General features: G+C 41.5%; 23 protein-coding genes. 17 read left to right on the top strand and 6 right to left on the bottom strand.

Going from position 1 to position 24,120, the window contains the following annotated elements; genetic code table 11:
• The first annotated feature begins 281 nt into the window (after positions 1 to 281).
• Positions 282 to 1,529, top strand: coding sequence for an LVIVD repeat-containing protein (locus DSM08_RS16815; RefSeq protein ID WP_187773897.1), 1,248 nt, complete (start codon positions 282 to 284; stop codon positions 1,527 to 1,529).
• Between the two features lie 2 nt (positions 1,530 to 1,531).
• The gene (locus DSM08_RS16810; protein ID WP_149527227.1) at positions 1,532 to 2,137 is read left to right on the top strand and encodes a hypothetical protein; all 606 of its coding nucleotides are present in this window, start codon (positions 1,532 to 1,534) and stop codon (positions 2,135 to 2,137) included.
• A 24-nt stretch (positions 2,138 to 2,161) separates the two neighbouring features.
• Here the strand turns inward: DSM08_RS16810 and DSM08_RS16805 are convergent, their stop codons facing one another.
• On the bottom strand, positions 2,162 to 2,950 hold the full coding sequence (locus tag DSM08_RS16805) for an SAM hydrolase/SAM-dependent halogenase family protein (RefSeq protein ID WP_149527226.1): 789 nt from the start codon (positions 2,948 to 2,950) through the stop codon (positions 2,162 to 2,164).
• 257 nt (positions 2,951 to 3,207) lie between these two features.
• Here DSM08_RS16805 and DSM08_RS16800 point away from each other — a divergent pair, with 257 nt between their 5' ends.
• Genes DSM08_RS16800 through hisIE form a run of 10 tightly spaced genes read left to right on the top strand, consistent with a single transcriptional unit; the run spans position 3,208 to position 11,474 of the window.
• Positions 3,208 to 4,182 carry a PhoH family protein gene (locus DSM08_RS16800; protein WP_149527225.1) on the top strand — a complete coding sequence of 325 codons (975 nt, stop codon included), beginning with the start codon at positions 3,208 to 3,210 and terminating at the stop codon, positions 4,180 to 4,182.
• Positions 4,183 to 4,215: 33 nt separating this feature from the next.
• Complete coding sequence (locus DSM08_RS16795; RefSeq protein WP_149527224.1) at positions 4,216 to 5,166, top strand: phosphoribosylaminoimidazolesuccinocarboxamide synthase; 951 nt, start codon at positions 4,216 to 4,218, stop codon at positions 5,164 to 5,166.
• Positions 5,167 to 5,178: 12 nt separating this feature from the next.
• Positions 5,179 to 5,556 (top strand): STAS domain-containing protein, encoded by a 378-nt coding sequence (locus DSM08_RS16790; protein WP_149527223.1) that lies wholly within the window; start codon positions 5,179 to 5,181, stop codon positions 5,554 to 5,556.
• A gap of 4 nt (positions 5,557 to 5,560) precedes the next feature.
• Entirely contained in the window at positions 5,561 to 6,472 is a 912-nt protein-coding gene (locus tag DSM08_RS16785) for a ribonuclease Z (protein ID WP_149527770.1), read from the top strand.
• A 55-nt stretch (positions 6,473 to 6,527) separates the two neighbouring features.
• Positions 6,528 to 7,583, top strand: coding sequence for a histidinol-phosphate transaminase (gene hisC, locus DSM08_RS16780; RefSeq protein WP_187773896.1), 1,056 nt, complete (start codon positions 6,528 to 6,530; stop codon positions 7,581 to 7,583).
• A gap of 2 nt (positions 7,584 to 7,585) precedes the next feature.
• The gene (gene hisB / locus DSM08_RS16775) at positions 7,586 to 8,725 is read left to right on the top strand and encodes a bifunctional histidinol-phosphatase/imidazoleglycerol-phosphate dehydratase HisB (protein WP_149527221.1); all 1,140 of its coding nucleotides are present in this window, start codon (positions 7,586 to 7,588) and stop codon (positions 8,723 to 8,725) included.
• 33 nt (positions 8,726 to 8,758) lie between these two features.
• Complete coding sequence (gene hisH, locus DSM08_RS16770; protein WP_149527220.1) at positions 8,759 to 9,349, top strand: imidazole glycerol phosphate synthase subunit HisH; 591 nt, start codon at positions 8,759 to 8,761, stop codon at positions 9,347 to 9,349.
• A 15-nt stretch (positions 9,350 to 9,364) separates the two neighbouring features.
• Entirely contained in the window at positions 9,365 to 10,117 is a 753-nt protein-coding gene (locus DSM08_RS16765) for a 1-(5-phosphoribosyl)-5-[(5-phosphoribosylamino)methylideneamino]imidazole-4-carboxamide isomerase (RefSeq protein WP_149527219.1), read from the top strand.
• A 1-nt stretch (position 10,118) separates the two neighbouring features.
• Positions 10,119 to 10,874: an imidazole glycerol phosphate synthase subunit HisF gene (gene hisF, locus DSM08_RS16760; RefSeq protein ID WP_149527218.1), complete on the top strand. Its 756-nt coding sequence runs from the start codon at positions 10,119 to 10,121 to the stop codon at positions 10,872 to 10,874.
• A 12-nt stretch (positions 10,875 to 10,886) separates the two neighbouring features.
• The gene (gene hisIE / locus DSM08_RS16755; protein WP_149527217.1) at positions 10,887 to 11,474 is read left to right on the top strand and encodes a bifunctional phosphoribosyl-AMP cyclohydrolase/phosphoribosyl-ATP diphosphatase HisIE; all 588 of its coding nucleotides are present in this window, start codon (positions 10,887 to 10,889) and stop codon (positions 11,472 to 11,474) included.
• Positions 11,475 to 11,698: 224 nt separating this feature from the next.
• On the opposite strand, the gene DSM08_RS16750 is transcribed toward hisIE, so the two are convergent.
• Entirely contained in the window at positions 11,699 to 13,474 is a 1,776-nt protein-coding gene (locus tag DSM08_RS16750; RefSeq protein WP_149527216.1) for an aminopeptidase P family protein, read from the bottom strand.
• 128 nt (positions 13,475 to 13,602) lie between these two features.
• On the opposite strand from DSM08_RS16750, the gene dacB reads away from it, so the two are divergent.
• The 5 genes from dacB to DSM08_RS16725 all read left to right on the top strand — a co-directional run bounded on the left by dacB (position 13,603) and on the right by DSM08_RS16725 (position 19,385).
• Positions 13,603 to 15,033 carry a D-alanyl-D-alanine carboxypeptidase/D-alanyl-D-alanine endopeptidase gene (dacB, locus tag DSM08_RS16745; protein ID WP_246172323.1) on the top strand — a complete coding sequence of 477 codons (1,431 nt, stop codon included), beginning with the start codon at positions 13,603 to 13,605 and terminating at the stop codon, positions 15,031 to 15,033.
• A 38-nt stretch (positions 15,034 to 15,071) separates the two neighbouring features.
• Complete coding sequence (locus DSM08_RS16740) at positions 15,072 to 17,351, top strand: NADP-dependent malic enzyme (RefSeq protein ID WP_149527215.1); 2,280 nt, start codon at positions 15,072 to 15,074, stop codon at positions 17,349 to 17,351.
• A gap of 9 nt (positions 17,352 to 17,360) precedes the next feature.
• Complete coding sequence (ruvA, locus tag DSM08_RS16735; RefSeq protein ID WP_149527214.1) at positions 17,361 to 17,945, top strand: Holliday junction branch migration protein RuvA; 585 nt, start codon at positions 17,361 to 17,363, stop codon at positions 17,943 to 17,945.
• Positions 17,946 to 18,020: 75 nt separating this feature from the next.
• Complete coding sequence (locus tag DSM08_RS16730; RefSeq protein WP_149527213.1) at positions 18,021 to 18,503, top strand: GAF domain-containing protein; 483 nt, start codon at positions 18,021 to 18,023, stop codon at positions 18,501 to 18,503.
• Between the two features lie 93 nt (positions 18,504 to 18,596).
• Positions 18,597 to 19,385, top strand: coding sequence for a hypothetical protein (locus DSM08_RS16725; RefSeq protein WP_187773895.1), 789 nt, complete (start codon positions 18,597 to 18,599; stop codon positions 19,383 to 19,385).
• Here DSM08_RS16725 and DSM08_RS16720 read toward each other — a convergent pair.
• The 4 genes from DSM08_RS16720 to DSM08_RS16705 form a co-directional block, all read right to left on the bottom strand.
• Complete coding sequence (locus tag DSM08_RS16720; RefSeq protein ID WP_149527211.1) at positions 19,363 to 20,268, bottom strand: WD40 repeat domain-containing protein; 906 nt, start codon at positions 20,266 to 20,268, stop codon at positions 19,363 to 19,365. The two genes, DSM08_RS16725 and DSM08_RS16720, sit on opposite strands and share 23 nt — an antisense overlap.
• 302 nt (positions 20,269 to 20,570) lie before the next feature.
• The gene (locus DSM08_RS16715; RefSeq protein WP_149526577.1) at positions 20,571 to 21,689 is read right to left on the bottom strand and encodes an IS110 family RNA-guided transposase; all 1,119 of its coding nucleotides are present in this window, start codon (positions 21,687 to 21,689) and stop codon (positions 20,571 to 20,573) included.
• Positions 21,690 to 22,368: 679 nt separating this feature from the next.
• On the bottom strand, positions 22,369 to 22,647 hold the full coding sequence (gene rpsO, locus DSM08_RS16710) for a 30S ribosomal protein S15 (protein ID WP_149527210.1): 279 nt from the start codon (positions 22,645 to 22,647) through the stop codon (positions 22,369 to 22,371).
• 118 nt (positions 22,648 to 22,765) lie between these two features.
• Positions 22,766 to 23,977: an acyltransferase family protein gene (locus DSM08_RS16705; protein ID WP_149527209.1), complete on the bottom strand. Its 1,212-nt coding sequence runs from the start codon at positions 23,975 to 23,977 to the stop codon at positions 22,766 to 22,768.
• Positions 23,978 to 24,120 lie beyond the last annotated feature (143 nt).

Here is a 24,120-nt window from a genome sequence, read left to right as displayed (position 1 = left end):
CATATCAAAGAAGATAGACCTTCTTTTTCTCTTCCGTTAATTAAGTTTCAATCAAAGCCCTTTCAAATCCATATCAAAGCCCTTTCCGAGCGGTTATGATTGGGCTGAGCATTGGGTTTGTATTGGGTTTGAAAGGGTTTTTGTGTAAAAGAAATGTCTTCTCGCGTATCAGGTAGATCTATGTATACTCTCTATTTTCGGTAATTGTTGGTGTTAACTGTAGCGTATTGTTTTTTGGTTTCGTTGTTTCATTAACAAATCAATTAATTAATCTTATGGTTATGAGAAATCTAAAGACCTTAGGGCTTTTTATGCTCAGTACTCTGCTCTGCTTGAGTTGCGATAAAATCAAAACGGAGGGCGAGTATCTCCGAAAAATTCCAATCTATAGTACGTTAGGCCAGCAACGCAAAATGAATATTGAAATTCAAGAACCTATTGAACTTGATAGGACAGGTAAGATTTATAGCTATAAAGACTTCCTTTTCATCATGGAATGGCAAAAAGGTATTCATATCTACAATAATGCGAATCCTAGTAAGCCTGTAGCTATTGGTTTATTGCCTGTATTGGGGAATATGGATATTGCGGTGAAAGATGATGTGCTCTATGCAGATAATTATTTTGACTTGTTGTCTTTTGATATTAAGGATCCGAGCAAGCCGAAACTGATCGATCGTCAGCGTGATCGTTTCTCACTTTCTTCATTTGCAGTCGGCATTGTTTCCAACAATGTGAATTCAGACGAAGTGAAGATAATCGTTGATTACAAAGATAGCCTGGTGACGGAAGAATATATAAGGACCTACTATCCAGAACAGCGAGAAGTAATGCTTCATTATTCATCTTCGGAAAGTGGTTCGGGTACGGGCGGTTCTATGGCTAGATTTACCATTGCTAAGGACCATTTGTATTTATTGGACGTGAAGAACCTGCATCTGATGGATATTAGCAACCCATCCAAACCACGATACCTCAAGGACATTGAACTATTTCCCGGCGTGGAAACACTCTTTCCTTATAAAGACAAACTGTTCGTGGGGTCGACAACAGGGATGGTTATTTTTGATATCAGCAATCCGTCACAACCCGAAAAATTATCGACGTACGGCCATGTGCGCGCTTGCGACCCGGTCGTGGTGGACGATAATTATGCTTATGTCACCCTGCGCACAGGATCTACATGTGTAGGATCTAATAATCAATTGGAAGTTATCGATATCAAAGACCCGAAGAAGCCGCAGTTTGTAAGCGTGCATCGCATGACCAATCCGCATGGTTTGGCGTTAGTCGGGAAATACCTTTATATCTGCGATGGTTGGGACGGATTAAAGAGTTTTGAGGCTGATGATGTGATGAAGATTGGTGAAAGACGGCTGGAGCATCTGAAGCTTGGCCAAGCCTATGACATTATCCCAGGGCCGAAATCCTTGATCGTTGTCCATAGTGCTGGTGTCGAACAATTTGACTACAGCGATCCGAAGAAATTAAAGCAATTAAGCAGCATTAACAGATCAAATCTCAACTAATTATGAAGAAGGCAACTTTCCTTATTTGCTTTTTATTAACGCAAATCAGCTTTTCCTATGGACAGCTACGCTATACCAATCACCATGAAGTAGGACTATTGACTTATGCGACCTCCATAGGACAGAGCGGCCTTTCTGCATTAACCAATCACGGGGTGGCTCTCAATCCGAAGGTCTCCTTGTTGCTGGGTACGGGGGTAGAGCATTATCTTTATGACAGGATGGAACACAAAGTTTGGATTGTGCCACTAACCGGAGGCGTCCGTTATTTATCAAAGCCCGAGGAACGGAGTTCTTTTGTCGTGGCTGGGGATCTGGGCTATGGATTAGCTTTTTCAAAAGACGATGAGTCGTCCAATGAAATTAGTAGTGGTGGTATCAAAGTAAATCCTATGCTGGGTTGGCGCTGGAAACTGGGTGAAAAAAGAAGTTGGTTACAGGCGGGTGTAGGGTATCAATTTCAGTCTATCAAGTTGAAAGCAGCAGACAACAAAGGGGGAACGATCAATTTCGATGTAATCCCGGGTTATATTCCTAATCAGACAATCTCCGGGAAAACAAGTGTTGATATGCAACGTATTGTGCTGCGTTTGGGATTTGGATTTTAAAGCAACTGGATTTCTTAGGCTAGGCTAACGTTTATCGAGAAACTCGATTAAGATCGTCTCATCTTGATGCAGACCTAATAGTTGTGCTGCATGTCCCTTGTTGATAGCGATCTCCAAGAAGTTGGATATTCCAAAAAGACAGAGCTTTTCCCCTTCGGAAACTTCGTTATAATGCCAGCTCATCTTAGAGATCGTTTCATTCCGTTTGAAACGCAAGATAAACTCGCGACCTTCCTGCACCTTATTGAACAGCTCTTTACTGATATTGCTGATTACATTGCCAAAGGAATCGATATAACTGACATGACCCTTGATGCTGTTTTGGTTGTAGACCGGTTGGAAGGTTACTTTCTGCATCGCATTATTGATCGGCATACCGATGCCCGAGAGTCTGCCGCCATTGGCAATATGACATGCAGCTTTCGTCATGATATCCGCTAATGGGAAGTGTAGATAACGCAGGTCCTGCATGATATTGATTTCCACCATTTCATCAGCACGATCTTCCCCAAGAATAATACTTAGAATACCATTGTCTGCACCTACGAAAAACTGTCCTTTGTAGGCCATTGCTAAATAGCGTGCCCCTTCCTGGAAAACAGTGTCGACACCGATAAGGTGGACGGTCCTTTTAGGGAAATAAGGATAAGCATTATTGATAACAAAAGCGGCGTGCTGTATGCTGAATGAAGGAATATCATGAGAGATATCGACAATCCGCACATCCGGCAATTGCGATATAATACTGCCCTTTAGCGCAGCTTGGTAAAAATCGCGATGTCCTAAATCTGTGGTTAACGTAATTACTCCCATTTGTTTTTTCAGACCCTCTGAAGAGAAATGTACTTAGTTTTGTTTTATTTATAAAATACAAAAGTAGGAAAAGTAAACTGATTGCTAAATCCTAATTGAATTTATCGCTGCAAATGCTTTTAATTCTGCACAATTAGTTTGTATTTTTGAGTCAATAATCGAATAGTTTGCTTGAGAAATTTGAATAATTGGTATCTTTAATGTAGATACTAACATTGGTAGACATATTTATTCTAGAACATTAATAGCGATAAAATTTGAGCGAATTAGAAATTAACTTAGATGGTGTTAATTTAGCGACACTGTGGGGAGCGCAAAATGAGAATTTTGAGTTCATCAAAAAAACATTTCCAAAGTTGCGCCTCGTGGCACGTGGAGATAGCTTAAAAGTACTAGGCGAAGAAAATGAAAGGAATAAATTCCAAAAGATATTCGAATCGATCCACGCCCATGTCAATCAATTTCAATCACTTTCCTTATTAGAATTAGAGGGGCTTTTAGGCAGCGTTGCTACGCCTAGCACGTCGGTGATTGCAACGAAAGAGGAAGGCGAGGCTTCATCGGGAGCATTTAAGGGAGAGCCTATTGTTTATGGTCCGAATGGTCTGATCGTTCGAGCGCGAACACCAAACCAACGCAGGATGGTGGATAGCATCAACAAGAACGATATCTTGTTTGCTATTGGTCCCGCAGGTACGGGTAAAACCTATACCGCAGTAGCTTTGGCGGTTCGAGCACTTCGTAATAAGGAGATCAAGCGTATTATCCTGACACGTCCGGCGGTGGAGGCGGGGGAGAACCTCGGATTTTTACCTGGTGATTTAAAGGAAAAAGTCGATCCTTATTTACGACCTTTGTACGACGCTTTGGATGATATGATTCCGGCGGAGAAATTGAAAGGCTACCTGGAGAACAGAACGATTGAAATCGCTCCTTTGGCATTTATGCGCGGACGAACCTTGGACAACTGTTTCGTGATCCTCGATGAGGCACAGAATGCGACAGAAATGCAGCTCAAGATGTTCTTGACACGTATGGGGCCTACTGCAAAATTTATCGTAACTGGTGATATGACGCAGGTCGATCTACCGAAAAAGAACCAGTCGGGATTGGTTAACGCAGTAAAGATTTTGGATAGTATCGAGGGCATCGATATTATTTACCTAAGCGGTTCGGATGTGGTTCGCCATAAATTGGTGAAACGTATCCTGGAAGCATACGGAGATATTTAATTTGAAGATTAGCGCGTGAAGAACGCATTTGATATGAATACAATAAAAGAAACAAATTTCAACTTTGACAAGCAGACGGCCTTTTATAGAGGTAAGGTAAGAGATGTGTACAGTATCGCCGATGACTATTTGGTGATGGTTGCATCGGATAGGATTTCGGCATTTGATGTGGTCCTTCCGAGAGCAATTCCTTATAAAGGACAGGTCTTGAACCAGATTGCGTCGAAGTTTTTACAAGCGACTTCTGATATTTTGCCGAACTGGGTCGTTTCGGTGCCGGATGAAAATGTGACGATTGGGAAGCGATGCGAGCCTTTCAAAGTAGAGATGGTAATCCGTGGTTATGTTTCGGGGCATCTTTGGAGAACTTATCGCGATGGCGGGCGTGAGCTTTGTGGCGTGAAGTTACCGGAGGGATTGCGCGAGAACGATAAATTGCCCGAGCCGATTATTACCCCGACTACCAAAGCTGCAGTTGGTCATGATATGGATATTTCCAGAGAAGAGATTATCGCTCAGGGAATTGTATCGGAAGCTGATTATACGCAATTGGAAAAATATGCGCGAGCATTATTCCAACGCGGAACTGAAATTGCTAAAGAGCGCGGATTGATCTTAGTGGACACGAAGTATGAGTTTGGTAAGCATGATGGTGAGATCTATTTGATAGACGAAATCCATACGCCGGATTCATCACGGTACTTCTATGCCGAAGGGTATGAGGAGCGTCAGGAAAAAGCTGAAGCGCAGAAGCAACTATCGAAAGAGTTTGTTCGCCAATGGTTAATCGAGAATGGTTTCCAAGGTAAAGAGGGGCAAAATGTGCCTGAAATGACGGATGATATTGTAAATTCGATTTCAGAACGCTATATTGAACTTTTTGAGCACATCACAGGCGAGAAGTTTGTGTATCCGGGACAAGGAGATGTTCTAGATCGCGTACAACGCAACGTTGATGCGGCTCTGAAGACCTTAACATACTAACATTTTAGAATTATGAAATTTACGGTAGATAAGCATGAGCGATATGTGGTGATTGAACCTCTTCAAGAAAAATTGGATGGGAATGCTGCCGCAAGTTTAAAAGGGGAGTTTATGCTTCGCAACACTGGTGGACAGCGTAACATTGTTTTAGACATGAATCAGGTAAAAGAGACTGATGAAGCGGGTATTCGCACGGGCCTGCTAGCACGCAGACTGTGTAAATCACTTGGCGGTCTATTTATCTTGACCAACTTGAATGATGGTGTAAAAGACTTTATCAAATCACTAGGGTTAGATAAGTATTTTATCATTACGACGGATATGGAAAAGGCGAAGGATTTGATCTTTGGAAATGAGATTCGCCTAGACCTCAAGCAGGAGCAGAATTAAGATGATCCGCTTTGAGGTTTTAATACTTGGTAATAGCTCAGCAACGCCAATTTATGAGCGTCATCCGACCTCGCAAGTCATTAACTACAACGAGCAGCTGTTTTTAATTGATTGTGGTGAAGGCACGCAGATGCAGCTGACACGCTATGGTATTAAAAGCAATCGTATCAATCATATTTTTATCAGCCATTTACATGGTGACCATTACCTAGGCTTAGTGGGGTTATTATCCTCTATGCACCTGGTTGGCCGGAAATCTGACTTGCATATCTATGGGCCAGCGCCCCTGGAAGAGATTTTGAATCTGCATTTCAAGTATTCGGAGACGGTAATCCGTTACAATATTATTTTTCATACCACCAATCCGGAACAAGAAGAGGTAATCTATGAGTCGAGAATGCTATCGATTACCTCTTTTCCGTTGGTACATCGCATTCCATGCACTGGTTTTCGATTTACAGAAGGCAAGCGCAATGCTATTCTTCGCGCGGATTTGGTGGAAGATTTAGGCATCCCCGCACCTTATTATTCTGCATTAAAGCGTGGGATTGATTATGTGGATCCGCAGGGCAAAGTTTATCCGGCATCTGAACTCACATTTCCGGCACCGGCATCGCGAAGCTATGCTTTCTGTTCGGATACCATTCGACATCCCATCTACCTGAAGTCTATACATGGCGTGGATCTGTTATACCATGAGTCGACTTTCTTGCATGAGATGGTCGATCGGGCGAAGGAGACCTTCCATACCACGAGCTTGGAGGCAGCGGAGATCGCTAATGAAGTGGAAGCGAAGAAACTGTTGCTTGGCCATTACTCCGCAAGATATAAAACATTGACGCCACTGTTGGAAGAGGCGCAATCGGTTTTCCCGGCTACGGAGCTTTCTGCCGAAGGTAAATGGTTTTTAGTCTAGTGATTTAATTAATTTTTCCTCATATTTACAGCTCTAATTTTTTATAAACATTAACATGTCGTTCAACTTAAACGCACTGCTTAGGGACAATATCAGAAAATTGGTTCCCTATTCATCTGCTAGAGATGAGTTTAAAGGTGAAGCCTCGGTTTGGCTAGATGCAAATGAAAACGCTTTTGGATCGCCACTACCTCATGATTACAACCGCTACCCTGACCCTTTACAACATCAACTCAAACATAAACTTTCTAAGATAAAAGGCGTTCCGACCGAGAATATGTTTCTTGGAAATGGCTCCGATGAAGCAATTGATATTCTTTATCGTGCCTTCTGTACGCCAAAGTTGGATAATGTGATCTTGGTACCACCAACCTACGGTATGTATGAGGTTTCGGCCAACATCAATGATGTGGAAGTTAGAAAAGTAAACCTAACGAGAGATTATCAGTTGGATTTGGACGGTATTGCAGAAGCAATCGATCCGCATACGAAGCTGATCTTTCTCTGTTCGCCAAATAATCCGACCGGGAACAGTATAAACGCGAAAGATATCGAAACGATTCTTGTGAATTTTACAGGCATCGTGGTGGTCGATGAGGCCTACATCAATTATTCTAAACAAAAGTCTTTTACACAGGCTCTACCCGAATTTCCAAACTTAGTCATCTTGCAAACGCTCTCGAAGGCTTGGGGATTGGCGGCATTACGTTTGGGTTTAGCTTTTGCCAGCAAGGAGATTATCGAAGTTTTCAATAAAATTAAACCACCATACAATATTAACCAAGCGACGCAAGATTTAGTCTTGGAGGCCTTGGAGGGGGTAGATATCATCAACGAATGGATAAAGGCAACGGTTGCTGAACGTGAGATCTTGGTGTCTAAACTAGCGGCATTGGAACAAGTTGAACATATTACGCCTTCCGATGCTAACTTTGTTTTGGTGAAACTCGCAGAGCCGCGCGCTTTATACAGTAACTTGGTAGAGCAGGGTATCATCGTTCGCGATCGCTCAAAAGTGGAGTTATGTGAAGGATGTCTTCGCGTAACAGTGGGTACAAAACTGGAAAATGAACGTTTATTAGAAGCAATCCAAACCTTTTACAATAAATAATAATGGCTGATCAACTAAAGCGTGTTCTTTTTATCGATAGAGATGGAACATTGATTCTGGAACCTGAAGACGAGCAAATCGACTCTTTTCAGAAACTGAAGTTCTATCCCGGCGCACTTCAATATTTACCTCGTATTGCTAAGGAACTTGATTTTGAACTGGTATTGGTTTCTAATCAAGATGGCTTAGGGACAGATTCTCATCCGGAAGCTAACTTCCTGCCTGTGCATTCCTTTGTAATCGAGACTTTTAAAGGTGAGGGCGTTGAATTCGTAAAGGAGCATATCGATAAGACTTTTCCTCATGAGAATGCAGCAACGAGAAAACCTGGAATCGGGATGTTGACTGAGTATTTCGATGAGACGGCGTATGATCTAAAAAACTCATTTGTTATTGGCGACCGTGTCAATGATGTGAAATTAGCACAGAACCTTGGCGCTAAAGCAATCTGGCTTCGTAATAATGATGAGTTGGGAAAACTAGAGAACCATATTTTTGAGAATGATGCCATCGCATTGGAAACGAAGGACTGGAAGTCTATCTACGAATTTCTGAAATTAGGGACCCGCGTTGCGGAGCATCATCGCAAAACCAATGAGACTGATATTTACATCAAAGTGAATTTAGATGGTTCCGGGAAATCGGAGATTGAGACCGGCTTGCCATTCTTTGATCATATGTTAGATCAACTAGCACGTCACGGTGCCCTTGATTTGACGATCAAGGCAAAAGGCGATCTGCATATCGATGAGCACCATACCATCGAGGATACAGGAATTGCACTTGGCGAGATCTTCTTGAAAGTATTAGGCGATAAGCGCGGTATTGAACGCTACGCTTATACTTTACCGATGGATGATTGCTTGGCACAAGTTGCCTTGGACTTTGGTGGTCGTAACTGGATCGTATGGGATGCGGAGTTCAAGCGTGAGAAAATCGGGGATATGCCGACAGAGATGTTCTACCATTTCTTTAAGTCGTTTTCTGATGCTTCAAAGTCGAATTTGAACATTCAGGCGACAGGTGATAATGAGCACCACAAGATTGAGGCGATTTTTAAAGCCCTTGCTAAGACAATAAAAAAAGCCGTTCGTCGCGATGCTGAGAATATGCAGCTACCGAGTACGAAAGGCGTATTATAAGATTTTTGAGCCGATAAGGCTAGAGAAGAGCGTATGATTGGGATTGTAAATTACGAAGCGGGAAATATTTTTTCTATTACTGCAGCTTTAAAGCGTCTGAATATAGCGCACGGGATGGTGAATACTCCGGAAGAACTGGAGCAGTATGATAAGATTATCATTCCCGGCGTAGGTCACGCTGGAGCAGCTATGGCAAAGCTCGAAGCGCGGGGGATGGTTGAGCCCATCCGACAATTGAAGAAGCCTGTACTGGGCATTTGTGTAGGGATGCAATTGCTAACTGGCTTTTCAGAAGAGGGGAACTCTGATTTAGTGGGTATTATCCCACTAAAGACGTTACATTTTGACGAAAGGATTCAACAAAAAGTTCCGCATATGGGCTGGAACAGCATCGTATTTGAAAATACCTGTCCTCTTTTTCAAGACATTCCGAATAATTCCTATTTTTATTTTGTGCACTCTTACTTCATTGAGTATGATGCAACCTATACCATAGCTAGATGTGATTATGGATTACCATTTTCTGCAGCAATTTCCAAGGATAATTTCTGGGCGGTACAATTTCACCCCGAAAAATCAGGAACTGCAGGAGAGCAACTTTTGCTTAACTTTGCTAAGTTTTAACCGAAATTAACGAATATGTATATAATACCTGCAATTGATGTGTTGGACAAAAAGGTTGTCCGCTTAAGAGAAGGAAACTACGACGACGTAACGACATACCCTATTTCATTAGAAGAACAAATTGAGAAGTACCACGCGAATGGTACCGAGATTGTTCATATTATCGACCTGAATGGCGCGAAAGGCGACTTCAGCAATCAAGCTTATTTGTTCGATATTATCCGTAGAACGGAGATGAAAGTACAATATGGTGGTGGTGTTCGTAGCATCGAAAAGGTGAAAGAGTTGGTGGATGCAGGTGTTTACCGCGTAATCGTTGGCACACAGGCGATCACTAATCCGACTTTCCTTGAAGAGCTAAGTAAATTAAACGAAGGCCGCGTTAAATACGCTGATCATATCGTGATTGCAATCGACGTGTTGGATGAGGTCATCAAATACTCCGGCTGGTTAGAAAGTTCGCCAATCAAATTGGTAGAATATATCGATAAATGTTTAAGCCTAGGTTTCTACCGTTTCCTATGTACGGATATCTCAAAAGACGGAAAACTTGGTGGCGCTGGTGTTGAATTATATCAAAAGCTATTGGATCACTCACCTATTATTAAATTGATTGGGTCAGGAGGTATCAGTTCCATGGCGGATATTGAAGCGCTAAATGCTTTGGGAAGAATGGAGTCTGTGGTTGTAGGTAAAGCGATCTACGAAGAACGCATTACGATTGAAGAGATTAAGGATTGGAACTTAAAAGCGCTAATTAGATTCTAGAATGCTTGCAAAGCGTATAATTCCCTGTTTAGATGTAAAGGATGGTCGCACCGTAAAGGGAGTCAACTTTGTTGATCTTCGCGATGCAGGTGACCCCGTGGAGCTTGCTTGGCAATATTCGCAACAAGGAGCGGACGAGTTGGTGTTTCTGGATATCACAGCAACGCATGAGCGCCGTAAGACCACCGTTGATTTGGTAAGGGCCGTTGCTTCGCAGATCAACATTCCATTTACGATTGGCGGAGGTATCAATGAGCTCAAAGATGCGGATATATTATTGAACGCAGGGGCGGATAAAATATCGATTAACTCCACTGCGGTCAGAAATCCGAAGCTCATTGATGAGTTGGCGGCGACCTTTGGCGTACAGTTCGTTGTCGTTGCGGTGGATACACGCTTTGTAGACGGTAGGAATTATGTGCATTTACGAGGGGGAAGAGATATCACAGAAATTGAAACCGAAGACTGGATCAAGGAGGCTGAGAGCAGAGGTGCCGGGGAGATCTTGTTGACCTCTATGGATCATGACGGCACCAAGAATGGTTTTGATATCCATTTACTTGATAAAATAAATAAGCAAATAAGTATTCCTTTGATCGCTTCTGGAGGCGCAGGGAATCAACAGCATTTTGTTGATGTATTTGAAAAGGCGCAAGTGGATGCTGCACTAGCAGCTTCTGTATTCCACTACGGCGAAATACTAATTCCAGAATTGAAACAAACCCTACAGGAAAATCAAATCCCTGTAAGACTATAAGCTATTTGTAGGATGACAATAGATTTTAATAAAGGCGACGGTTTAGTGCCTGTTGTAATTCAAGATGATCAAACACTGGAAGTGCTGATGTTGGGTTACATGAATGAAGAAGCTTGGAATAAGACCCAGGCAGAAAACAAAGTAACCTTTTATTCGAGAAGTAAGAATAGACTTTGGACAAAAGGTGAAGAGAGTGGAAACTTTTTAGAAGTGGTAAGCTCGCATATCGATTGTGATAATGATACCTTACTGATTAAAGTCCATCCTGCAGGACCTACTTGTCATACCGGAAGCAGAAGCTGCTTCAATACCGAATACAATCAGAACTTCCTTCTTAAGTTAGAAGCTATCGTCAAGAGCCGTTTCGACTTCCCTACGGAAGAGTCTTATGTAAACAGACTTCGTAGTAAAGGAATTAATAAGATCGTTCAAAAGGTCGGAGAAGAAGCCGTAGAGACGGTGATTGCTGCACTTAACGAAACTGAGCACGACTTTATCAATGAATCTTCAGATTTATTGTTCCACTTGATCGTGCTATTGCGCGAAAAAGGAATCAGTCTGAAAGATATCGCTAAGAATCTAGAAGGAAGACATCAGTAGGTATTAGATGTTAGATATAAGATGTTAGATATTAGTGGAGCCGATTAGGCTCCATTTTTTTTGTTTGAACCAGGAAAGGAAGGATGTAGGGATGGGCAGGATCTTGCTTATCCTTAAATCCTTTCTTTCCTGGTTCAAGACAAATTTTCCTTCAACAGTCTAATGTCTAAAATCTAAAATCTTATATCTAAATAAAAAAAGCCCATTTCAGGGCTTTTTTTATTTTAAATTGCTTTTGTTTTATCAGCTAACCAAGTTTTCTCTTCTTCCGATAGGCTTGGGCTTAATTGATCGAATACCCAACTATTGTACTGGTTCAACCAATCGATATGTTTTTGATCAAGAATTGTTTTATCGACTAAGTCCGTAGCGATGTAGCATATTGTTAATGTTTCGAAGTCCATAAACTCACCGAAGTAATTGGATTCGATTACTTTGGAGTGTACCAGGTTTTCAATACGGATACCGTATTGGCCTTCGCGGTATAGACCTGGCTCGATGGAGGTAATCATTCCTGCTTCCACTGGGATATCGATAGCGGCGCTATTGAACACATGTGGACCTTCGTGAACATTCAGGAAGAAGCCAACACCATGACCTGTTCCATGCCCGTAGTTACGAAGTTTGCTCCATAATGGATGTCTTGTAATCGCATCAATTTGGTAGCCGCGAGTACCTTTCGGGAAGATGGCGGTGGAACCTTCGATAGTACCTTTTAATACGAGCGTATAGTCTACACGTTCTTCAGCAGTGATGTTACCTAGCGACACCACGCGTGTGATATCTGTTGTGCCGTCAAGATACTGACCTCCGGAATCTACAAGTAATAGACCTTCTGGTTTCAAGGTCGCATTGCTCTCATCTGTTGCTTTGTAATGTGGCAAAGCTCCGTGCTCTAGATATCCGGCAATCGTATCAAAAGAAATATCTACAAAGCCATCTAATTCCGAACGGAATTGCTGCAAGCGCTCAGCAATGGAGATTTCGCTTAGATTTCCGGAAGCTACATTCTCTTCCAACCATTTAAAGAACTTCGTCAAAGCGACGCCATCCTTGCGCATTGCATTGCGCGTATGCTCTAATTCGGTCTCGTTCTTTACGGCCTTCAATAAGGTTGATGGGTTCAGATCCTCGATAATCTTTACGCTATCCGGAACGGCATCATAGATAGCGAAACAAGTGCGCTTCGGATCTAATAATATATTCTCGCTGTTTATTTGACGAATCGCTTCGAAAGCCTTTTCATAATCTTCAACGGTAACATCGGATGCATTCAAGCTTGCTATATCCGCATCAGATAACTTACCTGCTTGGATGTAAAGTGTATTTTTATCTCCATCGATCAAAAGGAAGCCCAATACAACAGGATTACATTTCACGTCATTACCACGGATGTTCAATATCCATGCTAAGTCGTCTAACGATGATACAAAGTGTGTCGTCGTACGCTTAGCTTTTAGCTTTCCGCGGATAGCCGCTAATTTATCTTTCGTGCTTTGACCGGTGGTCGCAACGTCTAGCAAGTAGGCTTTTGCCGTAGGCAATGCCGGACGTCCTTCCCAGATATTGGCAAGGATATCGATATGGCCATCCACTTGAATACCTAGTGGGAGCAATTCGTCTTGCACTGCTTGTGCTACAGCGACAGCTGCTAAGTTACCGTCGAAAGCAACTAACTGTCCTTTCTCAAGTTTATTCGCCAACCAGGTTGCATATTCTGGTTTCCCTTGTGCTTGTAATTTAACCAATTCGAAACCTGTACCTGCTAGCTGTTCGTTAGCTTGTACAAAATATCTGGAGTCGGTCCATAAGCCTGCGAAGTCTTGTGTAATCACAAGTGTACCTGCCGAACCGGTAAAGCCGGAAGTCCATGCAATACATTTGTAACGATCTGGAAGATATTCGCTGATATGCGGATCGGAGGAAGGAATAATATAGGCATCTACACCCTTTTCTTTCATCACTTGGCGGATGGAAGCTAATTTTTCGATGTATTTCATTATGTTATTTTTAATAATCCGTGCAAGTTATAAAAACTATAGTAATTAAAAGTTTTACTTCATCATAGAATTGAAATTTTACAAGAATTATGTACTACTTGTAGACTATAATGCGATATTTGCTTCCTATGAGAAGATTTTTTTCTTGTCTTTGTCTATCAGCTCTTTTAGTAGTTGGAGGAATTGAAACTACTTTCGCACAAGAGACAAAGACAAAAATCCAAAATGCTTATCAGCAATTTAAGAATGCGCCCTCTTTAACGAACGGGGTTGCGGCACTAACGGTTATCAATTCCAAAACCGGAGAAATTGTATTTGAGGAGAACAGCAAAATCGGTCTTCCCACCGCTTCTACATTGAAGGTAATGACCTCCATTACGGCCTTAGATCTCTTAGGTCCCGATTATACTTTTCCGACGCATTTATATTATACAGGTACGGTAGATTCCATCGGCACACTGAATGGGAATTTAATCATTGAAGGCTTAGGCGATCCTACCTTGGGAAGCGAGCGCTATCCTTCGCATAACGCGGAAACTATTTTAAATAAATGGAAAGCCGCTATTAAGGGACTCGGCATTAAGCAAATCAATGGTCTTGTTATCGCTGATGATAAATTCTACAAGGGAAACCAAGTACCGGGTACATGGATGTGGACCGATATGGGAAATTATTACGGTGCGGGCGTATCGGCTTTGAACTGGAAAGAAAATGCCTATGATGTTAATTTTTCAGTAGGCCGCCCAGGCTCTGCAGCGAGTATAAAATCACATAATATCCCGCCTTTTTATCAGGTTATCAATGAAGTAACGACCGGGTCAAATGGCTCTGGCGATAATGTTTATGGTTATTCCGCACCTTATTCGAACGTTATTTATCTACGTGGAACCTATGGTGCAGATCTGAAAAAGACCATTGAGCTTTCTACGCCAGATCCGGCATTAAGCTTAGCTTACGATTTATCGAAGGTATTAACGGCTGACTCTATCGTCGTGGCAGACAGCATGATTACCACAGCGACCTTATTAAAAAATGCTGGAATAAGCAACTGGGAGGCTAATAAACAGAAGCTATTAACCATTCAATCACCTAAGCTTATTGAGATTATCCATTGGTTCAACCAAAAAAGTATTAATTTGTACGGTGAGGCAATATTGAAAGTGATCGGTGGGATTTCGGCAAATAAATATGAAACCGAGGATGCTGCGACTTTAGTAGCGAAATATTGGGAAAATAAATTGAAGTTGCCGATCGGAGAGATCAGGACGTACGATGGTTCCGGATTATCTCCTCAAAACCGGGTAACCAGCAACGCCTTAGCCCGCGTGATGCAATATGCGCAGGGCAGACCATGGTTTGCAGATTTTAAGAAAGGCCTTCCGACAATCAATGGTATGACCATGAAAAGCGGCACAATTGGGGGCACTTTGGGCTATACAGGCTACCAAAAGGCTGCCGATGGCACAACCTATACTTTCTCCTTGCTAGTAAACAACTACCATGGTGGAGCTGGGCGCATGCGCCAGCAGATGTTTAAATTATTGGATGTATTAAAATAGAGAACAACAACTACTAGAATAGTAAATTTAGAAACGTTATGAACAATAACAACAGAAAAAAGGACGCCTTGCAATACCATGCAATGGGACGTCCCGGAAAGATTGCAGTCGTTCCGACAAAACCACACAGTTCACAGAGAGATTTATCATTGGCATATTCACCAGGCGTTGCTGAGCCATGTTTGGCAATTGCAGAAAACAGTGAAGATGCATACAAATATACAGCGAAAGGTAACCTTGTTGCTGTAATCAGTAACGGTACTGCCGTTTTAGGATTAGGCGATATCGGTGCGCAAGCTGGTAAGCCAGTAATGGAGGGTAAAGGTCTATTATTTAAGATCTTTGCTGATATCGACGTGTTCGACATCGAATTAGATACCAAAAATGTAGACGAATTCGTCAATATCGTAAAAGCATTGGAGCCTACTTTTGGAGGTATCAACCTAGAAGATATTAAAGCTCCTGAGTGTTTCGAAATTGAACGTCGTTTAAAGGCGGAGATGAACATTCCTGTGATGCACGATGACCAACACGGTACAGCGATCATCTCTGGTGCTGCATTAATCAATGCTTGCGAATTGCAAGGGAAGAACATCTCTGAAGTAAAGATCGTGGTAAACGGTGCTGGAGCAGCAGCTATTTCATGTACAGCAATGTACGTAGCTGTTGGTGCTAGAAAAGAAAATATTGTGATGTTGGACAGCAAGGGTGTAATCCGCGCTGATAGAGAAGGTTTGGATACAACCAAAGCAGAATGGGCAACTAATCGTGATATTCATTCGCTAGAAGAAGCTGTAAAAGATAGCGATGTTTTTATCGGTTTATCAAAAGCAGATGTATTGACGCCAGAAATGTTGAAGTCAATGGCTCTAAAACCAATTGTCTTGGCGATGGCAAATCCAAATCCGGAGATTGCTTATGAGCTTGCAGTAGAGACTCGCGATGATTTAATCATGGGTACAGGTCGTTCTGACTTTCCTAATCAGGTAAACAACGTATTGGGATTCCCTTATATCTTCCGCGGCGCTTTAGATGTACGTGCTACTGCGATCAACGAAGCGATGAAGATTGCTGCTGTAAAAGCAATTGCTGAATTAGCAAAGCAACCGGTTCCTGAAGAAGTTAACATTGCGTACAACGCAAACAACATCCGTTTTGGTGCTGACTATGTAATCCCTAAACCTACTGATCCTCGCTTGATCACCGAAGTTTCTATCGCTGTTGCAAAAGCAGCTATTGAATCAGGTGTTGCTCGCAAAGTTATTGAAGACTGGGATGCATACCGCGAAGAGCTTCACAAGCGTTTAGGAAAAGAAGACCGTCTGATCAGAAACTTGACTGCTAAAGCGAAGAACAGCCCTAAGAGAGTTGTTTTTGCAGAGGCAGATAACTATAAATCCTTACGCGCGGCTCAGATCGTGAAAGAAGAAGGAATTGCATTCCCTATTCTACTGGGTAATGAACAAAAAATCAAAGGTTTGATTGAAGAATATGCTTTCGAATTAGATGGTGTAGAGATTATCGACCCATTAGCAGAAACGAAGTCAGAGCGTTTTGAAAAATATGCTGAGCATCTTTATACCAAAAGACAACGCCGCGGGATTAATAAATTAGACTCTCGGAAGTTGATGACTAATAGAAACTACTTTGCCGCGAGTATGGTAGAATTTGGTGATGCAGATACATTAATTTCTGGATTAACGAGAAACTACGCTTCTACGATTCGTCCGGCATTGCAGGTTATTGGTGCTAAACCAGGATCTCGCGTTGCAGGTATGTATATCATGATGACTTCTAGAGGACCTTTATTCTTTGGTGATACGACGGTGAACGAGAATCCGAACGCACAAGAGCTTGCGGAGATCAGTGTTTTATTAGATGCTGCTGTAAAGCGTTTCAATGTGAAACCTCGTCTTGCGATGTTATCTTACTCTAACTTTGGCTCAAACGATGGCGTTATCTCCGATAAAGTTCGTGACGCTGTAAAAATCTTGCACAAAGAGCATCCGGAAATCGTTGCTGACGGTGAAGTTCAAGCAAACTTTGCACTGAACAGTGAGATGCTTGCTGATAACTTCCCATTCTCTACATTGAACGGTGCGCCTGCAAACACTTTAGTATTCCCGAACTTAGAATCTGGCAATATTGCCTATAAGCTTTTACAATCAGTTGGAAACGCTGAAGCGGTTGGTCCTATTCTATTGGGTATGAACAAGCCGGTACACGTATTGCAGTTAGACAGCTCCGTTCGTGAGATCGTCAATATGGTTACTATTGCTGTTGTTGATGCGATTGAGCATCAGGCAATGAACAAATAAACATTCGAGATGTACGAATATTTTAAAGGAAAACTAGTATTCAAAGCGCCTACCCACGTTGTTATCGAGGTAGGCGGTATTGGATACTATGTGCATATTTCATTGACTACCTTTAGCCAGATTAAGGATCAGGAAGATTGCAAGCTCTTTATCTCCTTTCAGGTTCGCGAGGATTCACAAACTCTTTTCGGATTTGCGACAGAGGCAGAGCGCCATCTCTTCCATCACCTCATATCGGTATCCGGTATCGGACCGAATACAGGACGTATGATGTTATCCTCGATTACTCCGGAGGAAATCCAACAAGCGATTGTGGCAGGGCAGGTCAATGTTATTCAAAAGATTAAGGGTATAGGCCCGAAGACCGCTCAGCGCGTTATTCTTGAGCTCCAGGATAAGCTTAAGAAACAAGGCCCAGATGCATTAATCCCATTGGTTGTGAGTAAACCTTCTTCGGCAGAAGAGGCCCTGACAGCCTTAGTTATGTTAGGTTTTCCTAAGCAGCAGGCGGAGAAGGCGCTACAAGTCATTACGACTACTGACCCTGACCTCACTGTTGAACAACTTATAAAAGCAGCTTTAAAAAGGTTGTAATGCAAAGGAGGAAGTCTCTATTCCTCCTTTGATCATATTTTCTTTTCAGATTAACTTCATAAATACTTCCAGAATATGGCAGAAGACTTATCCATAGCGCAGGGTAGCAAAGAAGACCAATATCTTTCTTTAGTTCCGCAGATTAAAGGATTGATCAGCGGGGAGACGAATCAAGTTGCGAATATGGCGAATATAGCAGCAGCATTGAAAGAGCAGTTCAACTTTTTTTGGGTTGGATTCTATTTAGTGGAGGGCGAGCAGCTTGTGTTAGGTCCTTTTCAGGGGCCTGTTGCCTGTACCCGCATAGCCTACAATAGAGGCGTTTGCGGCACTGCATGGGCTAAGCAAGAAACCTTGGTTGTACCCAATGTTGAAGAGTTCCCAGGGCATATTGCCTGCAGTTCCCTGTCTAAATCAGAAATCGTTGTTCCGATCCTCAAGGATGGCCAATGTATTGGGGTTTTAGATGTAGATAGTGCCGAGTTAAATACGTTTGATGATGTTGATGTAAAATATCTTCTACAAATAATAAAATATTTCGTAGAGAACATTATTTAAGTATATTTGTTCAACAAACGTACAAACCAACACTAACTATTTAAAATGGATGGAGTTCGGAACCTAGCTCTATTTAACCTGATTATTGTCAGTTTGAATTTTATCTGGATTTTGATCATAGATGGGAATTCCATTTTTGGGGTCTCCCTCTTTCGTGCGTTCAATCTATTCCCAACCCATCTCACGCCGGCAGACTTTACCTTTAAAGCTTGGTTAGTGATTGCTATAGCAATGATAATCGTCACAGCTTTGATGTATAGAGAAACTGGCAATGAGCATTTAAATATTCGCAGCGTACGCAAGGTGATGCGTATCGACTATATGCTGATTCTCAACCAGCTGTTTTGTGGCATGAGTATGGTGCTAAAGTTGAATCAATTTATGATTATTTCCATAATCTTCACAGTAGCCTGCATTATTACCTTACTCATTATCAACAACCGTATGGAGATCGAGAAATTAACAGCTCACTCGTTCACCAAATATTTTATACGTCTAGCTTTCGGGATGTATACGGGTTGGTTACTGTTCGTATTTGCTTTTAACATGGTGACAACTTTTGTGAAAGCGGGGGTCGTTCATTCCGAAACCGAGCAGTTTATCATTGATGTCAGTATATTAATACTAACTTTCGGTTTTGCTATGTTTTACTCTTATTTGAAGATGCTCCCGACAGTTTCAGTTGCTTTTTCATGGGGAATATTTGGGATCATTCATCAAAACTTGAATCATCCAGCCTATGAGCAGCATAACATTCTGATCCTTCTATATGTTCTTTTCGGATTAGGATCGCTGGTATCCATCTACAATTTTTACCGCTGTACCATCAAAAGAGCTGCGAATAATGTTGCGTCGCAGACTAGCCCACCTTCCATACCTTAACCAACTTATCATCGGAGACGGTGAAAATTCTATCCTTATTCCAGATCATCGAATTGATAGATAAGTGGTGTGAATCATAAAAACGATCTCTGGATATATTTTTCAAGAGCGTAAGATCTTCTTCTTTCCAGACCTTCCAGGTCTTATCGCGGCTTGCTGTGGCAAAAATATCATCATGTCCGCCATTATCAATGCTATAGACGGTAAACATATGCGGGGTAATTTGCTGTATCGTATCTAAGGTATTAGTTTCCAACTTAAATAACTGCGCATCTCGGCCACTCGAGATCAGATGATTATTCATAAAGATCAAGCTTGTAATTGGCATGCTATGAACCTGCTTTTTAACACGCTCCTGATAATCGTCCGCTTGGTAAAGATGGATCATACCATTCTTATCACCAAATGCTAATTGCTTTTGGTCTTTAGATACCGCAATAGCGCGAACTGTAGTATCTGCAATCTTAAACCTATATAAGAGTTCGTAGTTACGTAAATCCCAAACATAAGCATAACCTTCCTCACCGATCGCTATCATCTCATGCTTATCAGTTAGAAACGCTATGGAGAATATGGCTCCATGCTCGGTTTTCAAGTTGGCAACCAAAGTTTGATCGGTGGTATCCACTAGCAATACTTGTCCGGAACGCATTCCAATAGCTAATAAATCTGTATCGGGAACAGCCTTCAGTACATATACGGAAGAACCCACCTTGCACAGAAGTTTTTGGAAAGCCATCTTCTCTAAATCCCAAACAACAACGCCTTTATCATTTCCAGCGGTGTAGAGAAGCTGGGAATTGCTCGTTTGCGCGAGGGTAAATATCGGATTTTGATGACCTACTAAAGTGGCTTCTAGGGTGATGTCGATCTTGTTCTGCATGGTAAACAAAGATACATGGAATAGCTCGGAATAGGTAGTATTTAGTATTTAGTATTTCCTCTATAAATACTAATCGAACAAGCCTTTAAAGATCATCTAAAGGCTTGTTTCTATTTGATTAGGCATAGTCTTGCTTTACCAGGCATTTGCCTAGTCCGCTTTTAAATAATAATAATTTCCTCTACGAGCTTTTAGCTCACACGCAATTTCTTGCCAGAAAGTTCCTTATTATGCCAGTTTAGAAATCGGGGTATAGTCCACCATAAATACTAGGGCCTTGGTACTTTCCTTTAAAAGGCCTGCTAGATTGCTTGGGCAAAATAGGGTTCCTTTTTGGCTAATATGTTCCAAATTATCACCAACAGCTTTCTAGCATTTGCTATAAGCGCTTTGTTGTGGTGCATTCTTTTTCTGAATCGTTGATATCGCGCCATAAAAGCGCTTCCCTTTGTTCTGGATGCTCCCCAAGCACATTGTACGAGCATCAAGCGAAGATATTTATTTCCGTGTAGGGTCTTTCTTCCTTTAATCTTACCCGCACTTTGGTCGTTCCGCGGTCTAAGACCGGTCCAACCTACTAAGGCTGTTGCCGATGTAAAGAATTTCATGTCCGTCCCTATTTCAGAAATGATACAGGCAGCTGCGTGCTCTTTCACTCCAGGTATGGTCACCAATAGTTCCATTTGAAGATTGAAATGCTGATAGCATAGCTTCAGTAACTCTTTCTTGCAGAATTCGAGCTGATCATGGTGGAAATTGATATCCTCCACGATCATCCTCAATATCTCGATGTCTACTGAAGTGAATGTTCCTGTAAGCGAAGCTCGGATCGTTTCCGCGCCGCTTTTCCTAACAATCCGAGCATGGACCAAGCTCAATAAATAATCCGGGTTCAAATGATTCTTAGCGATAGCCTGAACAACTTTCTTCATGGACTTGCAGCCGATATCAGAGACGTAATTACTCAAACGGATGTTGCATCTTTGAAGCATCTCATCCATTTCCTGTTCACTGCGACGCAATTGTTTGTTGAGCTTGGTAATCTTACGGTTGTAAAGCCGCAATTGTTGGATGATGCTAGGAGGAACAAAGCTCCCTTTAATCAGATCCTTCATCAATACCGTAGCGATCCACTCGGCATCCTTGACATCGGACTTCCTTCCAGGAACCTGCTTGATGAACAGTGGATTGACCAATTTAACATCAAAATCCGATTCTAGAATATTCCATAACGGGTACCAATAGATACTGGTGCTCTCCATGGCAACAAGTCCGACACCATGATCAACAAGCGTGTCACGAAGCCGTTCAAGGTCAGGGGTTAAAGTCTTAAAAACCTCTTCATACTTTTCGTTGTTTTCACTTAGAATGCACATAAAAACACTATCTTTATGTACATCAAGACCACAAAATTTTTCCATAATTATGTTCTATAATTAATACTATAATGGAAACAAAGTTGTGGTCTTCTTGATTTTTATTCCACGCAGTTATAATTCTACAAATTCATATATCAGTTTAGTATTTAGACCTATGGTTTAGATAAGAGGGGGGTGAACTAAGAAAGGGAGGAAAGTTTGTTTTGAACTAGGAAAAAGGATTTAAGGACGCTTTGTCTTTGAACCAGGAAAGGAAGGATGCAGGGATTGACAGGATATTTTGTATGCCGTAAAAAATGGAGACCATATTGACCGCCATAGATCTTTATACTAAGTACTAACTACTAAATAATATTTCTGAACCAGGAAAGTAAGGATTTTAGGATTAGCAGGATCGTGCGTGGTTTTGGATAACGGTATGGGCATCGTGAGTTAAAGGAGACGTTTAGTGAAACGTCTCCTATATAAAATACAAGCCACCCCTTCATATGTCACATTACCCGATCCTGCAAATCCTTGCATCCTTTTTTCCTGGTTCAAAACAATCCCTCTTGTTTAAACCAAACGTTCAAAACAGAATACTTCCAGCTATGACAAACCACTTTGAAAAGGAAAACAATGTTTACTGTCTAATATCTATTGTCTAACATCTAAAATCTAGACAAAAAAAACCGTCTTTGATTATCTCAAAGACGGTTTTAAAAAACTTTGTACTAAAAGCTTACTTGATGATATCACGTAAACCTAATGCTTTAATAATAGCACGGTATCTTTCGATATCTTTTTTGTACAGATAAGCTAATAATGAACGACGTTTACCTACTAATTTTTGTAGAGAACGTTGTGTGTTAAAATCTTTTCTGTTGTTTTTTAAGTGCCCAGTTAAGTGAGCAATTCTCTTAGTGAATAAAGCTACTTGTCCTTCTGCAGAACCAGTGTTTGCTGCTGCACCTGCAAATTCTGCGAAGATATCAGCTTTGTACTCTTTACTTAAATACATTTCTTGAATAATATTGAAGCGTTAAAAAATTTATTAATTGGTCGCAAAGATAGCGTCTCCAATTGGATTGTTAAAATTTATTTTCGAGAATTTATTCAAAAACAGGGTTTTAGGCCTGTTACACTTTGATATAAATATTCTTTTTGTCTAACCAGTAACAGATTACCCACATAAATGCAAGGAATACCAAGGAATATGCGAAGGACCCTACCTCAGGTGGACCTGGAATCTGAGCACAAATATTCTTGTAGAACCATGATAAAGGACTTGAGAAGATTGCTTCGCCAGCTTCATTTGTCCCAGCAGGAATGCGTATCAAGCCTAAGGCTTTCGGAAGTAGGCCGCTCAATACAAAGATGAATAATGGGTTCTTCCCAAATACATCGAAGAATTGTGTTAGTTTATTCTTTACACCTTGTACCTCAATGTACCAAATCATCCCTCCAATCGTCATGATGCCTAAGCCGGTCGTATAAAGTACATAGGAGCTCGTCCATATCTTTTTATTGATTGGAAATCCTAAGGACCATGTCCATGCTAAAACGACAAGGATAAAGCCAGTAACCAATAAACCCGACAGGAGTTTGAAGTGAGGCTCATTGCTTGCCGGTACTTTGGTCCAGAGCCAATTCACCGATCCTTGATTTTTGATGAAGACACCTGCTAAGTAACCGAATACCACTTGAACAATCGCAGGAAGGGTGCTCATTAATCCTTCTGGATCAAATGGAATACCTTCGCCTTTGTACATATGCGCGACGCCCAAAATAGCTTTATCATAATCAGTGCCGAACCAGGTTTCAAGCGAATAAGGGTCGCCTGTTCCTAAGAAGGCGCACATACCCCAATATGCAAATAGAATGATCGCAGATATGTAAATCAGATTTCTAGGTTTGAAGTAGTATGCGAGCACAGAAGCGAAGAAGTAAGCAATGGCTATCCTTTGCAAAACGCCAAGGATGCGTACGCCTTTTTCAGGATCCGTACTGCTTACCCATTCTTTGAACTGTAATGCTCCGTCTGCCCATTGTACAAATGGAAACCAGTTTAATCCTAATCCGATGAGGAAAATGAGGATTGTTCTTTTGATGACCTTCTTCCAGAATACACCATCACCAGCTTCCTGCAAACGAGGTATTACGAAAGACATCGCATTTCCGACTGCGAATAAAAAGAAGGGGAAGACTAAGTCTGTCGGTGTGCAACCATGCCAAGGTGCGTGTTGTAAAGGGGCAAACATATGAGACCAGGTTCCTGGATTGTTCACCATGATCATCAGGGCGACCGTCGCACCCCGAAATACATCTAATGAGTAGTAACGTTGTTTCATAGCTAATAATTGAAACTAAGTTACAATTTATAGTGGTATTGAAAACGCAATGGATAAGATATTGGAAATGTTGGGGAAAATTTAAGAAATTCCGCATTCCAATCCGTCAGATTAGAAGGAAGTTATATCTACTTATTAAATAA

The sequence above is a fragment of the Sphingobacterium hotanense genome, assembly GCF_008274825.1.
In the GTDB taxonomy this organism is placed as follows: Bacteria; Bacteroidota; Bacteroidia; order Sphingobacteriales; family Sphingobacteriaceae; genus Sphingobacterium; species Sphingobacterium hotanense.
This window is presented reverse-complemented; position numbering and strand designations above follow the sequence as displayed.

What these genes read in the sequence shown, in the direction of transcription:
- ruvA (WP_149527214.1), top strand. Translation starts at nt 17,361, where the DNA reads ATGTACGAATATTTTAAAGGAAAACTAGTATTCAAAGCGCCTACCCAC.
- hisC (WP_187773896.1), top strand. Translation starts at nt 6,528, where the DNA reads ATGTCGTTCAACTTAAACGCACTGCTTAGGGACAATATCAGAAAATTG.
- DSM08_RS16790 (WP_149527223.1), top strand. Translation starts at nt 5,179, where the DNA reads ATGAAATTTACGGTAGATAAGCATGAGCGATATGTGGTGATTGAACCT.
- rpsO (WP_149527210.1), bottom strand. Translation starts at nt 22,647, where the DNA reads ATGTATTTAAGTAAAGAGTACAAAGCTGATATCTTCGCAGAATTTGCA.
- DSM08_RS16805 (WP_149527226.1), bottom strand. Translation starts at nt 2,950, where the DNA reads ATGGGAGTAATTACGTTAACCACAGATTTAGGACATCGCGATTTTTAC.
- DSM08_RS16765 (WP_149527219.1), top strand. Translation starts at nt 9,365, where the DNA reads ATGTATATAATACCTGCAATTGATGTGTTGGACAAAAAGGTTGTCCGC.
- DSM08_RS16720 (WP_149527211.1), bottom strand. Translation starts at nt 20,268, where the DNA reads ATGCAGAACAAGATCGACATCACCCTAGAAGCCACTTTAGTAGGTCAT.
- DSM08_RS16795 (WP_149527224.1), top strand. Translation starts at nt 4,216, where the DNA reads ATGAATACAATAAAAGAAACAAATTTCAACTTTGACAAGCAGACGGCC.
- hisF (WP_149527218.1), top strand. Translation starts at nt 10,119, where the DNA reads ATGCTTGCAAAGCGTATAATTCCCTGTTTAGATGTAAAGGATGGTCGC.
- dacB (WP_246172323.1), top strand. Translation starts at nt 13,603, where the DNA reads ATGAGAAGATTTTTTTCTTGTCTTTGTCTATCAGCTCTTTTAGTAGTT.
- DSM08_RS16815 (WP_187773897.1), top strand. Translation starts at nt 282, where the DNA reads ATGAGAAATCTAAAGACCTTAGGGCTTTTTATGCTCAGTACTCTGCTC.
- DSM08_RS16810 (WP_149527227.1), top strand. Translation starts at nt 1,532, where the DNA reads ATGAAGAAGGCAACTTTCCTTATTTGCTTTTTATTAACGCAAATCAGC.
- hisH (WP_149527220.1), top strand. Translation starts at nt 8,759, where the DNA reads ATGATTGGGATTGTAAATTACGAAGCGGGAAATATTTTTTCTATTACT.
- hisIE (WP_149527217.1), top strand. Translation starts at nt 10,887, where the DNA reads ATGACAATAGATTTTAATAAAGGCGACGGTTTAGTGCCTGTTGTAATT.
- DSM08_RS16750 (WP_149527216.1), bottom strand. Translation starts at nt 13,474, where the DNA reads ATGAAATACATCGAAAAATTAGCTTCCATCCGCCAAGTGATGAAAGAA.
- DSM08_RS16705 (WP_149527209.1), bottom strand. Translation starts at nt 23,977, where the DNA reads ATGAAACAACGTTACTACTCATTAGATGTATTTCGGGGTGCGACGGTC.
- DSM08_RS16740 (WP_149527215.1), top strand. Translation starts at nt 15,072, where the DNA reads ATGAACAATAACAACAGAAAAAAGGACGCCTTGCAATACCATGCAATG.
- hisB (WP_149527221.1), top strand. Translation starts at nt 7,586, where the DNA reads ATGGCTGATCAACTAAAGCGTGTTCTTTTTATCGATAGAGATGGAACA.
- DSM08_RS16730 (WP_149527213.1), top strand. Translation starts at nt 18,021, where the DNA reads ATGGCAGAAGACTTATCCATAGCGCAGGGTAGCAAAGAAGACCAATAT.
- DSM08_RS16715 (WP_149526577.1), bottom strand. Translation starts at nt 21,689, where the DNA reads ATGGAAAAATTTTGTGGTCTTGATGTACATAAAGATAGTGTTTTTATG.